The sequence below is a fragment of the Legionella sp. km535 genome (assembly GCF_003990085.1).
Taxonomy (GTDB): domain Bacteria; phylum Pseudomonadota; class Gammaproteobacteria; order Legionellales; family Legionellaceae; genus Legionella; species Legionella moravica.
The window spans coordinates 14360-31101 of the sequence record NZ_RZGU01000005.1; the positions used below are offsets into that span (position 1 = coordinate 14360).

Sequence of the window (16742 nt, forward strand, 5' to 3'; positions counted from 1 at the left end):
ATCACCTGGGTACCTCCCTATACCCACACAATAAATTCCTGTAAGCCCCTAATGACATTGCACCCTAATTCCTGGCGGGTTCAAGCCAGTTTTTATGAATCAAAAAATGGGTATACAGTTTTGCTTCTTCAGTTCCGGAATGAGGATGCCAATCGTAAACCCAGGTTGCTTTTGGCGGTAATGACATGAGTATCGACTCAATTCTGCCTCCCGTCTGCAATCCAAAAGCCGTTCCACGATCGTAAACTAGGTTAAATTCCGCATATCGACCCCGTCGATACAGTTGAAAATCTTTTTGTCGCTCAAAATAGGGGATGTTGTATCGACGCATGACGATTGGAACATAGGCTTTCATAAATTGATTTCCAACTGACTGTAAAAAATTAAAGCATATTTCAAAGTCCCACTGATTCAGATCATCAAAAAACAACCCGCCTATCCCACGAGGTTCCTGACGGTGTTTGATGTAAAAATAATCATCACACCATTTTTTATAGTTCAAATACACCTCATCGCCAAAGGGATCACAGGCTTCTTTTGCCATGGTGTGCCAAAAGACACAATCCTCTTCAAATCCATAATATGGCGTTAAATCAAAACCGCCCCCAAACCACCAGACAGGTTCAGATCCTTCCTTCGTGGCCATGAACAATCTAAAATTCGCATGCGTTGTTGGAACGTAAGGATTGACCGGATGAATGACGAGCGAAACACCTAGCGCCTCAAACTGATAACCACTGAGTTCAGGCCTTTTTTCTGTAGCGGAGCCAGGTAGATGCTTCCCTTTAACATGGGAAAAATTGACTCCGGCTTTTTCAAAAACATCGCCATCTGCAATCACACAACTCACCCCATATCCCAAATTGGGATCCTCCCACCGGTCTGATATAAAGTTGGCCTTCCCATCAATCAGGAGTAATTCCTGACAAATTGAACTCTGTAATTCGGATAAATAAGATTGAACTTGTGTGATGTAATTCATATTCATTTCCGCCTCAATTAGTACTTATAGAAGATTCTATAGGCCGTATTGCGGCATAGCCTTGATCTACATCATGGAAAAAAATGATATAATAAAAAACCTTGTGTTCTTTACATGATGCAATGAAGATATAGAAGCACTTTTTGATGAGTCACACATGACAGACTATGATACAAAGCAGCAAGCGTGCAACTACTGTACCCTCTCCCCTTTTTGCAGTGCAGAAAAACACTCATTGGACTGGATAAATCAAAATAATCATGCAGTTAAACAACACCATCATCTAAAAAAAAATGAAACCTTATATCTTCCTCAGAATATGTTTCGAAACTTGTATGCTATTCAGCACGGAAATTTAAAAACATATCAAGTAGATGCTAATGGAAATGAATTAATTCAAGGTTTTTATTTTGCAGGAGAAGTCCTGGGTTTTGAAGCAATTTATTCACGACATTACCTGTGTTCAGCCGTTGCTTTGTCTGATACTTTAGTTTGTGAAATTCCCTATGATAATTTTCTTGAATTAATGCAACTAAATCCCTCTCTGCAAAAACACAGTTTATATATAATGAGCCAACAACTGAATACAGGCTCCTATTTATGTTCCATCACTGCGGAACAACGCCTGGCGGCTTTTCTTATCGATATAGCCAATCGACTGAACCCCTCAGAAATGCAACTGCGCTTTCATCTGCCGATGTCGCGCCAAGATATAGGTAATTATTTAAGACTGACAGCCGAAACCATTAGCCGTCTTCTTGCCCAGTTTAAAAAAAATAAAATTATTGCGATTGATCACAAGCACATTCAATTCCTGCAACCGGAGCAATTAAAACTGATTGCAGGTACAGAACATTACTCTGTCATGAAGAATCAGGTTACTTTGAATAAATCCTGAGCATGAAAACCCATTTTATTTACATTTCCATGATCTAGATCAATGTCTTCTATAAAAATCCATTTAAACTATCTTGAATTATGAAATGTTCCTCCTCATCAACAGGGTGATCTGTTGTACAAGTTAGTACAGTTCCACATTATTATGTAGATCCATGCTTCGCGAGGATGACGAATAAAAATGAGGATAAAGTAAAAAAGGTAATGACTGATGAAACCAGCCAAGCACATCATGTTCGCCGATTGATAGGATATAGCGGCCACTTATTCGAACTGAGCATCAATGATTGTCGACTATTCAGCATTTTCAGAAAATGCACATTGTATAATTTTGAAAACAAATATTGGTTCACTTTTGCTCAACAAATCGTTGAATGATTTTTATATAGGTTAAAAGATTCAGATGAACTCCCCAGAATTATTATCACCCGCAGGCTCGTTAAAAAGAATGAGACGTGCCTTCGCCTATGGCGCAGATGCTGTCTATGCCGGTCAACCTCGATATAGTCTTCGCGCACGAAATAACGAGTTTTCTCATGAAAAACTGGTTTTAGGCATTCATGAAGCACATGCCCAAGGCAAGTTATTTTTTGTCGCGAGTAATATTATTGCCCAAAACAATAAAATTAATACCTACCTCGATGATCTGGCGCCAGTAATTGAAGCCGGACCAGACGCTTTAATTATGGCCGATCCGGGTCTTATTATGATGGTTAGAGAACAATGGCCAGATCAGCCCGTGCATTTGTCCGTCCAATCGAATGTAATGAATTTTGCTGCAGTTAAATTTTGGCAAACACTGGGTCTTGAACGTGTCATTTTGTCGCGGGAGTTGTCACTAAAAGAAATTCAGGCGATTCGAGAATATTGTCCTGATATTGAATTGGAAGTATTTGTTCACGGAGCCTTATGCATGGCCCATTCCGGCCGTTGCCTTTTATCCGGTTATTTTAACCACCGGGATCCCAATCAAGGTGCCTGCACGAATGCATGTCGATGGAAATATGATGTTAAAGAAAGCACCGAAGATGAATGGGGCAATGCCCATATAGAAACAAAAACGGCTCTATTTGAACAAGCGCCCCAACGCGAGGGAGAAATGAACCACATAGAAGAAGATGAGCATGGAACCTATCTGTTTAATTCCAAAGACCTAAGGGCAATTCAGCATGTTGAAGCACTGGCCCAAATGGGGATTGATTGCTTGAAAATTGAAGGACGAACCAAATCCGATTTTTATGTGGCTCGAGTGACTCAGCTTTATCGAAAAGCAATAGACGATGCGGTTTCCGGTAAGCCATTCGATTGGACACTGATGGATGCCCTCGAAGGATTATCACTGCGAGGATATACAGAAGGGTTTTATCGACGTCACGTTCCTGAAGAATATCAAAGTTATAAAGATCGTAATGAAACCGGTATAAAACAGCAAGTTGTAGGTGAATTACTGGACTATGACAGCAGCAAACAACTCTTAAAAGTGCTGGTAAAAAATCAATTTTCCATCGGCGATACCCTTGAAGTCATGCTGCCGGGCGGTAATCAGATGACCTCGCTTGAAACCATCGAAAGTACAGAAGGACACTCAATAAACTGTGCTCCGGGCAGTGGGCATGTGGTGTGCATTCCAGCCTGGATCGAAGACGACAGTCAGTTGGAACATGGTTATTTAATTCGTCATTGGAGCGAGGTTTAATCTGGGAACAACTATGTCAACAATGGAACACTTAAGAAAGCAAATTCAAGAAATCGATTCCGTCATCATCCAGTGTTTGGCGCTTCGTCAAAATATGTGTCAACAGATTGCCCAATTGAAGCAGCAAGATGGCAAACCGATTACGGATATCAATCAAGAAAAAAAGAATTTTGCATTTTATGAGACTCTTGCAAAATCCTGCGCACTGGATCCTCATTTTATAGAACGCTTGTTTCGATTAATTATTCTTAACTCAAGAACAATCCAACACGACACGATTAGTGAAAGAGAAGCTCCACAGCCAAGGTTGCAAGAATAACGGAAGCAGAACCGCAGGTTGCCTCATGTTCCTGACGGACGCCGGCTTTATAGAGTTGAATCATCTTATTAAAAATACTGGACATAGGACTTTCTGGCTACTTAACATTGTGCCATCCGACAGGAGATCCCTCACTGCGTTTGGGATTGACGTGGGTAGTTACAAAATAGTTTTATATTACTCTTTTAATTTTAATAAAAAAGGAAGACTATACTATATAAATCATTGAGCAATTTAATGGATTAAATCATGAAAAACTCATCAAGTATTGAAAATAAAGCAGTGGATGTTATGGATGCTCTTTATAATCGTCGAGCTGTTCGAGATTACCTTCCTACAAAAGTAGACTCCGAGCTGATTCATACTCTACTTGACGCAGCAGTACAAGCGCCTACGGCTCTGCATGAAGAACCCAGAGCATTTGCTGTGATTCAAAAAAAAGAACGATTGGATCGTTTATCTAATGATTGCAAAAAGGTTTTGCTTAATGAAAAAGAAAAATACAAAACAGAGCAAACAAAACACATACTCGAAGTAATAAAACAACCAGACTATAACGTGTTTTATAATGCCAGCACATTAATCGTTATATACAGCACATATCCAGGCCCATTTGTAAGCGCTGAATGTTGGCTCGCAGCTGAAAATTTAATGCTTGCCGCCTATGCTAAAGGACTTGGCTCATGCGTAATTGGGTTCGCGCTTTCTGGTTTGAATTTGCCCGAGTGGAAACACGAATTGGAAATCCCCGAGAACATGACAGCTCAGGCAGCAGTGATCATGGGATGGCCAAGAGGAGAAACCATTGCACCTCCTCACAACCCGCCCAACATACTTACATGGAAATAAAACAGGTTCCATGCCTGAATGGTCGGCAAGATCAAAGATGATAAGGAGTTTTAATTAAATGGATATAAAAATTTTACGACAGTTTGGACTAACAGTATCGCTTCTGGTTGGTGCTACGACTGTCCAGGGACAAGTAATACGTGATCAAGTAGCCTGCCCTTCTCTTAATGCCATCCAACAACATGCCACTAAAATTGATGCTGTTGAAAAAGATATATTCGGTTATTCAGTTCACTCCACCAGCTATTTTACTAACGGTGATTTACAATGGATAATTGGAGTTAATATGGTTATGGCACAATCTTCGGATGATGCAATCATCAAGGGGATCACTATCGTTGCAAACAGCAAATACTTAAACAATGAATACGCTTATGAACTGGAGAAAGGTTTATACATTTGCAATTACGGCCCCTTTGATATTGTTGCGGCTGGCGGCCATATGGCGTCTGTCCTCTAGTCTGCCTCGTCTGTTTTCTGCGTTACTGCACATTTCCCAGCAGTGGCGCAGGAATATCCAATATCTTTAGGCCTCCCTACCGAGCCTGAAAAAGCCATTTGTCCAGCCCCACCAGATAAGCAAGCATGCGCATGCTTACCAGAACGCTACCAAATAATGAGGACTTACGAAAACCCCCAATGTCTTTTAATGAAGAGATGGGGTGGTATTCGCTTATAATGTGAGAAAACTATTCGGCTGAATACAATAAGTCACTTCAAGGTGCAGGAGCTTACTGGATAGTCCGTTAATCTCTGTTCATGGGGTGTGTTGATTAAATACGAAGTGAAACCATGAATAAAAGTCATCAATAACACACTGGCTAAAAGAAGAGAAAGCGGTGTGGTCAGGAACAAGAATAACCCAACAGGTATAAAAACATGATAAAGAATAACTTGATTCAGATCATTGAGACGATTACGGGTTAAATTACTCTCCTCTTGGTCTAAATAGTTTGGATCCTTCCCTTCAAGTTTCAGTTGACTCAATAATTGCTGATCCTGCTTTGAATCAATTAAAACACGTGATAAAGCACTAATTAACAGAATGGCAGAAATTGCAGCCGATACCGGTATTGAGGCAATGGAAAAAGCGAATAAGCCCAAGACCACCATTATCGACGACACGGTGATCAAAGAGCGAATAAAATGTAACTCTCTGTGCCGCCACTCGCGAATCAGATACTTGTGATCCGCTTCTGGAATCAGCCTGAGTTTTAACTCATATTCCTCTCTACTTTCTTGAAAACGAAGAATCATAACGAGCACATCGATCAGTTGTGCTATAACTTCCAATTGTATGCCGTAGAATCCGGCAGATTGTGACGTACTAAATGACAACCAAAAAAACTGCGTCAGATTAACAACGCCCCACAAACTGTCATTCCAAAGATTATAATACAAATCCCTAAGTGTTATATCATTGTTTTTGTCCTGCTGATCTGCAATAAGAATATGTGCTAATAAACCGAGATTGACTGAAAAACGAGCCATATAAAGCGTAAAACTCATCACGCCCAAAGTGGAATCCAACGGGGTCAAATTCCTTAGATTTTTTTGTGGCTGAGCAAGATATTTGGCAAAACCTTTACTTCGGTTCAACTGAAGCCTTTGGGTGTTCAAGTAGGTTAGTTGGCTATTAAAAAACGTTAAGGTTGATTTAAGGATTGGTTTATTTTCCTTAAGAGCCTGATTGTCTTTGTTCATCTGCATCCATAGGAAACTCACTATGGAGCAATGATAACTATTTGCTCCTGTCTAAAGCGTGACGGTTAGATTACAAACTTGTAATCTTTCTTGAATTAACTTCATCCTCTATTTATGTTAAAATTGAACAATCTTTATTCATTTTACCCGTATGCGAATATTAATTGTTGAAGATCAAAAAAGAACCGCTGATTTTATCTGCAAAGGATTCAGCGAATATCAATTTCAGGCCGACGCAGTATACGATGGTGCGGAAGCACTGTACCAACTGTCTGAAATACACTACGATCTCGTTGTTCTGGACGTTCTCTTACCCATTATGGACGGATGGACTGTACTTGAAAAAATTCGTGAAACAAAACCCGACTTACCCGTTTTAATGCTTTCAGCATGTGATGATGTAGAGAGTCGAATCAGAGGGTTGGAGTCCGGTGCTCAGGACTACTTGATCAAACCGTTTTCATTCAACGAACTGCTGGCTCGCGTTAAGTCATTGTTGCGCAGAAAACCCAACAACAATCCCATCGTGTTAGCCATTGATGATTTGAAACTGGATTTAATGAAACATACCGCAGAACGAGGCGGTAAAAAACTCATGTTAACCGCAAAGGAATTCATGCTCCTGGCCTTGATGTTAAGACGAAGCGGCCAAGTTCTCTCACGAACCATTATTGCGGAACAGGTTTGGGATATCCATTTTGACAGCAACACCAACGTCATTGACGTTGCCATCAAACGATTAAGGGAAAAAGTAGACAGTGAATACTCCAGAAAATTAATCCATACCGTCAGAGGGGTAGGATATGTCCTGGAAATTCGCTAATTCGATGTCGATAGTTAATCGGTTGTTATTGATATTTGTCACCACGATTTTGCTGATTTTGACCGTCATTACCGTTTTAATATACCCGCCATTGAAGGAGTTGCTCCATCTGGCGCAAATGAATCAGGAGCAATACCACTTTGTATTAGCACAAATCTGCATCAAAAATTTTTTTATTGGCCTATGGGTTTCCGCATTAATATTAATTTCCGCCAGTTATTGGGTTGCTAAAAAAAGCATGAGTCCTGTTTATAACTTCTCAGAAGAACTTGCCTCAATTAATGCTTCATCATTAGATAAACGATTAAAAGATGAGGGGCATCCTCAGGAACTAAGACAATTGGCAGCCACATGCAACGCCATGCTGTGTCGAATCGAAAATGCGGTTCTTCACATCAAACAATTTTCTGCCAGCATGGCGCATGAATTACGCAATCCCGTTCACTACCTCCAAACGGCTACGGAAATTACTCTGGCGAAGCCACAATCGATTGAAACTTACCAAAACCTGTTGCACTCGCATCTGGAAGAATATCACCATTTAACCCGACTTATTGATAACCTCCTATTTTTAACGCGAAGTGAGCATGGGCAAATTCAGTTAAATCCAAAGTCTCTGTCAGCAAAAAAGATGATCCATTCTGTAGTCGAATATTATCACGCCACTTCTTTAGAACAGGGCGTAGCAATTCAAGTCGCTGGTGATGCCAGAATAGTAGTAGATGAGCCATTATTTAAACGGGTCATTTCAAATCTAATCGACAACAGCCTGAAGTATACGCAACAAGGTGGAACGATACTTATTAAAATTGAAGAAACCGAAACTCATCTTATTCAAATCACCATAAAGGACTCAGGGATTGGCATAGCAAAAGAGCATCTTCCTTTATTGTGCCAGGGATTTTATCGAGTGAATCACTCAACCCATGATAAATACTCCGGCCTGGGTTTGGGATTGGCAATTGCTCAATCCATTATGAACATCCATAGCGGTCAGATTGAGATAGAGAGCGAACCAGGTCAGGGAACTACAGTCATACTTCGCTTAAATAATGCAAGCCAGTTCATAAGCGTCGAGTTCCATTGAATCGACACTCCTGAATCAACGTTCGGACTTTAAAGGCATCAAATAGAATTCCTAGGAGTCCGCTTTATAGAATCATAGAGCATTGTGTTTATTTACAGAAATTGTTCCTGTCAGGCTCTGAAGGGTAATCTGCTTTTTATTAATTGTACTGCTTCTTCAAGCGATTGAGCAAAAAAAATAGATTCAAACAGGATTAATCGATAAGCATTTTGGGTAAGATCACGGTTAGGATGTTCTTCCTGTACTTCATTATTTTTTTCCATTCCTTTAATTGCAATAAACTGAAGCTCAATTAATTCTTCTTTATTTTCAAGAGCTTTTAGCAAGGCTTTTAAATTGGGATAAAATTGTTCTTTAAATTTAATTCCTGGTTCGATAAATATCCCACTATTGATTAAGGACACTAACCCTGCATAGGGATCCTGATTTGAACTCCACTCGGGGGCAGCTCCTTTAGAAGCGTTATGTTCCGGCTCAGATGCACCCGGTAGATCGTTATCTTTATCTTGCATAATTTAACTGTCATCCTCAGCGTAACTAAAAGTATAGCAGATACAGATTAACTCCAAAGGACTCTATTGGCTGATACAGGCTCTATACACATCTTAAAATCACAAGCCATGAAGCTCAATTGAGCAGCAGTCTGTCAAAACATATTGCATTGATGTGCTAGAATTAGCATAATGGTCGATTTTCTCAAGCAGGCCCTTATGACAGAAAAATTATTATCTATCAATTTGTTAAAAGAATTAGTCGAATCTGCTGAAACCAATAAGGCAGGACATACAGCGTCTTACATACCAGAGCTGGCAAATGTGAATCAGGATCTTACCGCTCTGGCAGTTCAGCAAGTCGGTGAACAGCCCATATCCTGGGCTAATGCCGAGTTAAACCCTGTCACGCTGCAAAGCACCAGCAAATTAATCCCGCTCATTGGTTTATTGGAAGAGGTAGGAGCGGAACAACTTTTTGAATGGGTTAAAGTGGAGCCTTCCGGAGATGATTTTGCGTCCATTACCCGACTTGAACAATTTGGACCAAAACCCTCAAATCCAATGCTTAATGCAGGGGCTATTACCTTATGCTCTCATATCCCTGGTACTGGTGAACATCAGTTTGGCTGGCTCGAACATTGGGTAAAAAAATTATTCAAAGAAAAACTGAGCATTAATCCCCTGGTTTATGCATCAGAAAAAAGAACTGGCGACCGCAACCGTTCTCTGGCTTATTTATTGAAAAGCCGAAATAATCTGGGGGCTGATGTTAATGAAACGCTGGATTTATATTTTGCCTTATGTTCCTACGAAGCAACACTGGAACAAATGCTTTACCTTCCGTTATTACTGGCCAATGGCGGCACCGATCCCTTGACCAATGAATGCATCTTTTCTAAAGAAACCTGTAAAATTACTCTGGCCATTATGGCGACCTGTGGCTTGTATGATGAAACAGGAACACACATGGTAAAAACTGGGATACCCGCAAAAAGCGGCGTATCAGGTTATATTATTGGTACAGTTCCAGGTAAAGCAGGCATAGTAGCATTAAGCCCCAGAGTCAATGCAAAAGGAAATAGCATTCGTGGCGAACTGATGCTCGAAGGTCTGTCTAAAGCAATGAATTGGCATTTCGCGCTCCCAGGATAAGACCTCTGCCATTAAATAAAGAACCATCAAAATCGAATACAGCAGCTGTCTTTTTACATCTCAGTCCAGTTGCTGTAACTCTTTATCTTATCTTAAAAAAACCGCTCAAGCTCGTCGCTGAATCATTGTGCCTGAATAAAAATCATCCAGTTCATCTGTTGACAAAGACTCGGCGATGTATAAAATGCGAACACAAAGAGCGAACAATAAGACATCGAGCACTACGCCAATGGTAACTGAACATAATTTTCTGACGACAACACAGCAGACAATAAACCGTATTCTTGCTCTACCTGCCAGCGAAATTAAATACTATCTGTACATCTTGTTGGAATCAATCAAAGATAAAAATTGTGGTATCACCCGCTCATTTTTAGTTGAACTGGTCTCACTTGTAGAGGCTTTGCATCAGTTACATCAAACGAACGAACCAGATAGTACAAACAGTGACATCGAATCCAGGTCATTGGGCTTATTGGAAACCATCAACAATCATTTGGACCAGCTTCAACACATTGCAGGGACCCATACCTTTCCCGCGCAAACTAAAATTGTATTACTACACGTAACCGGAGTATTTGCTGGCGTTACTCTCGGAATTATTGGTGGATTCGTAGGAGCACTTATTGGTTTAGCTCGAGGAGTATGGAATTACAAGCCGTTTATCGGCATGCTCTCTGGAGCATTTATTGGTAACGTCATAGCCGGTTCTTTTGGTTTTAGAACCCCCAAAAAAATATTTAAAGACAGCTTGATACGACAATTCAAATTTGGTCTGGATGGCCTGAATGAGTGCTTGGAGCACATCAAAAAAGAATATGTGCCCACATTATTTGCACAAAAGAAAGCACAGCCCTTTTCTTATTACCTTAAAGAAGTAGAAGAAGAAATTAAAACGCTTTTTGATACCGATGAGGACTTTGAAGAATTCCTGGAACAGGACGTTGAATATACAATCAATACCTTTTTAGCAAGTTTTATTGGTGTTTCCTTATTGCACGGTTGTGTCGGTCATCATGCCTATATCAAAATAAACATTAAGAATTCAGAATACTTAATTGAACTGTCACCAGAACCCGCAGACACAAGCGAAGAGCCGGCACAAAGCGAGTCACGGACCGTACCTGGTAAAAAATTGATTGAAATGTTGGCTTATCACAGAAAGCTTCAGGAAACCAATGCTCCCACCCCTGCTTTTATAATCTCAAAAATGAAAGCAGGTGATAATGACTGTTTTAGTTACGTTAATAAAGTATTGATTGGTACCAGTCAAAATGGCACCACATTATATCGTTTTGCGGATATGGATGTAATGGGGCAATTTGTTGGAGTCGCCATTGAGACATTAAGTCCATTTAAGCCCAATTTCTTTCTGCAGGCCAAACCAACGGACTTACCGATGCATGAGAACATGTATATGTCTTCGTTAAATCCCGAATAAACTTCGCATTCATACATGAACCAGGGAAGTTCTATTCCTCATGAACATGTCAAAATGAACAGTAAGGCTACCTTACTCTCCTGATGTTTTAATTTAAATTAGACTAATCTCGATTAACTCATTTATACTTTCTCGGGGCATACAAGGAACCTATCTGAACGAGAGAATTCGATGTTAATTAAAAATATTTATGTTTACGATGATAAGGGACTGAAACAACTTAAACACGTTCAGTTAACAAAAACTGGTTCGAGAATTATCCATAATTTAGACGATGATTTATCTGCTCTGGAACAACACGAAGAGAACATCATAGACAGCAAGGACACCTACTTCCTGATGCCAGGAATGATGGACTCCCACATCCATGGTCAGGGCGGTTTTGATTTTGCCAGCCTCAGTGTGGAAGATGGTGAAAAAGAACTGGAGGTCATAGTCAAACAATTAGGTAAAACCGGATTATCCTATGCTGTACCGACCCTGGTGTCCATGCCAGTAGAGTTGTTAAAACAATCATTGATGATTATCAATAAGTTTATAAAGAATCAGAAAATCAATCCCACTCCTGGATTCACAACACTTGTTGGAGTCCATCTTGAAGGACCCTTCATCTCCAAAAGTTGCAAAGGAGCTCATAGCGAAGAAGCATTGCAACAGGAAATCAGCATGGAGAAGTTCAGAGAAATTATTAATGCCGCTCCAGATATTAAGCAATGGAAGATTACTCTGGCCCCTGATTTGGTTGGTGCCGAAGAGTTTATCAAGCAAACTAAAGCCCTTGAAGCAGAAGGTCTCAGTGTCAAAGTGTTTATCGGTCATGCTAATCCAGAAGAAAAAGAAGCCATTGGTCGGGCAATTTCAGCTGGTGCCGCTGGCTTTACGCATTTGGGAAATGCGTGTCAGGAATCTTGCAGTCGAGACAATCGCACCCTTTCATCAGAAGATGCAACGAGTAATGTAGTCAAATGGGTACTCGAAAATCCAGATCAATGCCCTGCAGGTGTTGAATTGATCCTGGACGGAGCTCATCTCTCTTTCTCATTCAGTACCCTCATACACCAGACCATTAAAAACAAAATTATGCTGGTAACGGATGCTCTGGGCCCTACGGGCTGTAAAGACGGTCTATACAAATTAGGAGCTCTGGATATCCGTAAAGACAAAAACAATTTTTATTTGGTGGATGAAGAAGGTCATTTTAAGATGAAAATGGGCACATTACCCTCAGGCGAAACCGGCGAAGTAAGGACACTGGCCGGAAGTGCATCCTCCCTGGCACAGTGCGCACAAAACTATTTCGATCTCTTGCACGATGAACCTGTAGAAAGTCGTATGGACTTCCTTTATGCAGGACTCATTTCCAACCCCAGAAGGGCTTCATTATCCGATGATGCAATCAATAATCTGCCCGATGATACCAATTTTGTCATTTTTAACGAAAAAGGAAAGCTCATCCTCAGTGCATGCAACAGCAAACTGACAGAACATCAACAAATACTATGGCCAATACAAAGCCTGCTCGGTAATGGATTGCTAGCCCCACCTTCAGTTTATAATCCAGGTAAAGACAATTTGGAATGTGATGCAACCAAACTCATGTTCAGCATTCCAACAATATAGACATTAGCGGGTATAAAAATCAGCCTTACCCTCAACACCTTTGAGTAGAGGCTGATTGTTAATCAATTCTCAATCCACCAGAACCCCATTGAATGTGCTATAATATCAGCCATAAAGAACATTAATTGACCCGAAATTAACGGTGTACGTATTCGCCATTCGTAAAAGGATTTCCAGATGAAAACAGTCATCATGATAATAATCTGTTTCATATCCCTTCAATTACAGGCGTCATGCAAGTGCAATTGTAACTTCACCGACCTGAGTATTTGCGCCAGCTCCTATGATCTGGATAATCCATGTCCAGGGGTATGTCCTGCAGCAGCTCCAGGTATTGCTCCAATGAAAACTGCCTGTCCTCCTACTTTGGTATATAACCCAATAACCCAGGCACAGGAGTTGAAAGTTATCTGCACGGAATAAAAAGTACAATTCCAGATACTGTATCACCTCGATAATAGCGAGCAATAACACATTTTATGGGCAAATTAGCCTGCACCAAATGACACAAATTCAACCAAGCCTTACTATTTTTTTACTCAATTTTTAATCAAATAGTAGATTTATTCGGACAATCAGTATACATTTGGAATAATTTTTTTCAAACAAAGGACCGACATGATTTCAATGACCACCTATTGGCAACAATACAAGAACTATATTGACAATCTTCCTGAGGCTTTACCTGAAAACGAAGAGTATTCAAGACAAATTGCTACTGCAAAAACGATGATTAATATTGGCTTAACCATAGAAAATTTAGGCGTAACTGAAATCAAACAAGTAGTAAACAGACTGCATACAACAGCCAAGGAATTTAATCACGAGGTCGTCTATCAAGCTCCGGATAAAGAATATAAATTCAGTCTACCCCAAATAACGAATTCCCAAAGTTTGATTTTTGCAATCCTGTATTATCAACACCTATCCAATTACGCGAACGTCAGTTATCAGGGGTCCATTAGCTTTCTCTTTAAAGGCATGGTCACTAGCGCGGTTAACGAAAAAAAGAAGCCTACGGCGCACCAAGCCAATGCAATGCTGGGCGAGATTAAAAAATACTGTGAAAGCCACAATATTGCCCTTGATGAAACTCTGCTTCTCAATACAAATAAAGAAAAAGCCGAGGATTATGTGTCCAAATTAGTCAGTACTTATATGCCATTGCAAAGTGAACCCAGCCCTGATGAGCCGGTGGCACCGCTCGAAAGCCCAAGCCCCATTCAGGATATCGAAAGCACCACAGAAGAACAGGTGAATCTGACTGCAATCCTGTCGCCCCCTGAAGAACGAAAAAACACATCTGAAGAAGTAGAAAATCTGACTCTCACTGAATTGCCACTTAAGAAATTAGACAATACAGCAGAAGATATTGATGAGCTGACTATTCTGCGCCTGTCCCTTGATGATCTGAACCAGCAGAAAGCGCAATTACAGCTGAAAATTGATGCATTTTCATTCAAAAAAAATCAGTTAGATGAAGCCAGAGAACAACATGTCAAATTAAAAAATGAATGGAAGAACACATGGTTCATTAGCAAAGTTTTTTATTGGCTATTTTCCTGGGCTTTTGAATTTCCATTACTTAAAAATATAAAAATCGCAGAGCAGAAATTAAGTGAACAAGAGGACTCTCTCAATCACGAAATTCCTTCAGGAAAAACTGCAGATTCTTATCTTGGAGAATTAAGCATCGAATTAACACAACTGAACTCCTCCATAGGGAGTATCGGAGAAAAAATTGATCATCAAATCGAAATAGAACAATTAAAATTGGAAGCTTTAAAACAAGAACAATTAAAGCAAGAACAATTGAGACAAGAAGAATTAGCAAGGCAAAACGCAGTTAAACAACAAGAACTACTAAAGGAATTATTAATAAATGACTCATCAAATTCTGATTTATTCGATGAGCATGAGTTACAAACTTTTGAATCAGAGCAGGATGAATTCAGTGACGAAGACAGGCCAAGTCAAAAAGTAACAGCCTCAAAACCCGAAGTAGAATCGGATACACAATCACTAAAAATAAGTTCCAATCATGGGTTTTTTAAACAATATATGCCTAGTAGAATGACACTCCAAGCAATTGCGGTAGCTGGTGCTGCCATAGCCATTCAAAATTTACTCTAAAGTCGAACAGTCACTGAAGCCCATTACTTGCACCTTTATGGTGCAAGTACTCATTACTGTTTGAGTATTGCCAAAAAAAAGAACATGTGTTAGGGTTGATCTTTATAGTATTACTGTCTAATTCCCTTATGGCTTTATCAAAATGATGTTCATAAAACAGTACGTAACAATTCACACCACCAAGACCACCGGCTAGTCCGGTACTTATCTGCTATTCACATCATTTAATTATTTTTTATTTAACCCCTCCAGGGAGTTCTTATGTTTCGTAAAATGCCATTTATTTTATTAGCCATTATCCTAGCTGTTGTATGCTTTGCCCCTTTCATGCCCTACGCGCTAAAACAATTTTTATACTCAATAAGCCTGAGCATAAAATCCATTATTGTTCTTGCCTTGCCCTTTATTATTTTCACTCTCCTGCTAAAAACAGTACTTACTTTATCCAATAAAGCGACCAAAATTATCGGTTTGATCCTCTTCTTTGTCTGCTGTTCCAATTTTATATCCACTTTTCTCAGTCATTATGTAGGAATAGGGGTTTATCATCTTGGCTTCTCAATGATTGTTCCTCCTAAAACCATGGAGCTGCTGCCTTTATGGACGTTTTCCCCACCCAAATTAATTGCAAACGATAAAGCGATGTTTGCGGGAATTATTCTTGGTTTCATCCTGTCCAGACTTAGCCCGAATAAGTCATTGAGGCTTGTGCACAAAATAGATAAAGTGATGAACATTATTTTATCTGTTATTGTCTGTCTTATCCCGCTTTTTGTTGCAGGTTTTCTTATCAAATTGCACTATGATGGCGTTGTATCCATCATCATCAAAGAGTATGCCCCCATTTTTCTCCTTATAGGCCTGGCCCAATTTGTTTATATTGCATTTGTCTTATTCAGTCTTAACCAATTTCAAATTGGTGGATTATTCAAAGATCTTAAAAATATGCTGCCCGCAGTTATTAGCGGTTTTAGCACCATGTCAAGCGCAGCCAGTATGCCTCTTACTATTATGGGTGTAGAAAACTGCACACGAAATAAAGAGCTGTCCGGCGCAGTGATTCCCGCCACAGTGAACATTCATCTGGTTGGTGATTGCTTTGCCATACCTATATTTGCTTATGCGGTCCTAAAAAGTTTTGGGATGGATGAACCTTCTTTATTGACCTATCTTCAATTTACGTTCTATTTTGTTCTAGCCAAATTTTCAGTAGCAGCCATACCTGGTGGAGGAATCATTGTGATGCTTCCTATTCTGGAAACGTATCTTGGCTTTAATACGGCCATGATGTCTTTAATTACTGCGCTCTACATTCTTTTTGATCCGGTCGTCACCAGTGCTAATGTATTGGGGAATGGGGCATTTGCCAAAATGATTGACGCATTCACCTCACATCGAAGCAAAAAAAAATACCCGGCTGAGGGCGCCATTTCCAACTAAATTCTCATAGTGAATAGTGCTTGACGAATCAAGCACTTTTATCCTATTTTTTGCACAAGAAATTCCAATAAAATTCACAATGAACTATAATTATTTCATAATGAT

The 16742-nt window shown here is 39.9% G+C and carries 16 protein-coding genes; 13 read left to right on the forward strand and 3 right to left on the reverse strand.

Features of this window, described 5'->3' with window-relative positions; translation table 11 throughout:
• Positions 1–64 precede the first annotated feature (64 nt).
• Complete coding sequence (gene hemF / locus ELY21_RS04150; RefSeq protein WP_199741632.1) at positions 65–988, reverse strand: oxygen-dependent coproporphyrinogen oxidase; 924 nt, start codon at positions 986–988, stop codon at positions 65–67.
• A 151-nt stretch (positions 989–1139) separates the two neighbouring features.
• Here hemF and ELY21_RS04155 point away from each other — a divergent pair, with 151 nt between their 5' ends.
• The 5 genes from ELY21_RS04155 to ELY21_RS04175 all read left to right on the forward strand — a co-directional run bounded on the left by ELY21_RS04155 (position 1140) and on the right by ELY21_RS04175 (position 5203).
• Complete coding sequence (locus ELY21_RS04155; RefSeq protein WP_127107170.1) at positions 1140–1880, forward strand: Crp/Fnr family transcriptional regulator; 741 nt, start codon at positions 1140–1142, stop codon at positions 1878–1880.
• Between the two features lie 402 nt (positions 1881–2282).
• A complete protein-coding gene (gene yegQ, locus ELY21_RS04160) occupies positions 2283–3575 on the forward strand; it encodes a tRNA 5-hydroxyuridine modification protein YegQ (RefSeq protein ID WP_127107172.1) in 1293 nt (430 codons plus the stop codon).
• Between the two features lie 13 nt (positions 3576–3588).
• Entirely contained in the window at positions 3589–3894 is a 306-nt protein-coding gene (locus tag ELY21_RS04165) for a chorismate mutase (RefSeq protein ID WP_127107174.1), read from the forward strand.
• 249 nt (positions 3895–4143) lie between these two features.
• Entirely contained in the window at positions 4144–4743 is a 600-nt protein-coding gene (locus ELY21_RS04170; protein WP_127107176.1) for a nitroreductase family protein, read from the forward strand.
• 58 nt (positions 4744–4801) lie between these two features.
• Positions 4802–5203 (forward strand): hypothetical protein, encoded by a 402-nt coding sequence (locus ELY21_RS04175; RefSeq protein ID WP_127107178.1) that lies wholly within the window; start codon positions 4802–4804, stop codon positions 5201–5203.
• 251 nt (positions 5204–5454) lie between these two features.
• Here ELY21_RS04175 and ELY21_RS04180 read toward each other — a convergent pair whose 3' ends face one another.
• A complete protein-coding gene (locus ELY21_RS04180) occupies positions 5455–6447 on the reverse strand; it encodes a hypothetical protein (protein ID WP_127107180.1) in 993 nt (330 codons plus the stop codon).
• A gap of 151 nt (positions 6448–6598) precedes the next feature.
• Between ELY21_RS04180 and lciR the strand changes: the two genes are divergently transcribed.
• Positions 6599–7270: a copper-responsive two-component system response regulator LciR gene (gene lciR, locus ELY21_RS04185; protein ID WP_127107182.1), complete on the forward strand. Its 672-nt coding sequence runs from the start codon at positions 6599–6601 to the stop codon at positions 7268–7270.
• Complete coding sequence (gene lciS, locus ELY21_RS04190; RefSeq protein ID WP_127107184.1) at positions 7251–8357, forward strand: copper-responsive two-component system sensor histidine kinase LciS; 1107 nt, start codon at positions 7251–7253, stop codon at positions 8355–8357. The genes lciR and lciS overlap by 20 nt, the downstream gene beginning before the upstream one ends.
• A gap of 110 nt (positions 8358–8467) precedes the next feature.
• Here the strand turns inward: lciS and ELY21_RS04195 are convergent, their stop codons facing one another.
• The gene (locus ELY21_RS04195) at positions 8468–8869 is read right to left on the reverse strand and encodes a hypothetical protein (RefSeq protein ID WP_127107186.1); all 402 of its coding nucleotides are present in this window, start codon (positions 8867–8869) and stop codon (positions 8468–8470) included.
• A 198-nt stretch (positions 8870–9067) separates the two neighbouring features.
• Here ELY21_RS04195 and glsA point away from each other — a divergent pair, with 198 nt between their 5' ends.
• From glsA to ELY21_RS04225, 6 genes are all read left to right on the forward strand, one after another.
• The gene (gene glsA, locus ELY21_RS04200) at positions 9068–10003 is read left to right on the forward strand and encodes a glutaminase A (RefSeq protein ID WP_127107188.1); all 936 of its coding nucleotides are present in this window, start codon (positions 9068–9070) and stop codon (positions 10001–10003) included.
• A 175-nt stretch (positions 10004–10178) separates the two neighbouring features.
• Complete coding sequence (locus ELY21_RS04205; protein WP_233588658.1) at positions 10179–11444, forward strand: GlsB/YeaQ/YmgE family stress response membrane protein; 1266 nt, start codon at positions 10179–10181, stop codon at positions 11442–11444.
• Positions 11445–11615: 171 nt separating this feature from the next.
• Complete coding sequence (locus ELY21_RS04210; protein WP_127107190.1) at positions 11616–13064, forward strand: N-acetylglucosamine-6-phosphate deacetylase; 1449 nt, start codon at positions 11616–11618, stop codon at positions 13062–13064.
• A gap of 177 nt (positions 13065–13241) precedes the next feature.
• Positions 13242–13487 (forward strand): hypothetical protein, encoded by a 246-nt coding sequence (locus tag ELY21_RS04215; protein ID WP_127107192.1) that lies wholly within the window; start codon positions 13242–13244, stop codon positions 13485–13487.
• Between the two features lie 195 nt (positions 13488–13682).
• Positions 13683–15197 (forward strand): hypothetical protein, encoded by a 1515-nt coding sequence (locus ELY21_RS04220; RefSeq protein WP_127107194.1) that lies wholly within the window; start codon positions 13683–13685, stop codon positions 15195–15197.
• Between the two features lie 261 nt (positions 15198–15458).
• Complete coding sequence (locus ELY21_RS04225; RefSeq protein ID WP_127107196.1) at positions 15459–16637, forward strand: cation:dicarboxylate symporter family transporter; 1179 nt, start codon at positions 15459–15461, stop codon at positions 16635–16637.
• Positions 16638–16742: the final 105 nt, after the last annotated feature.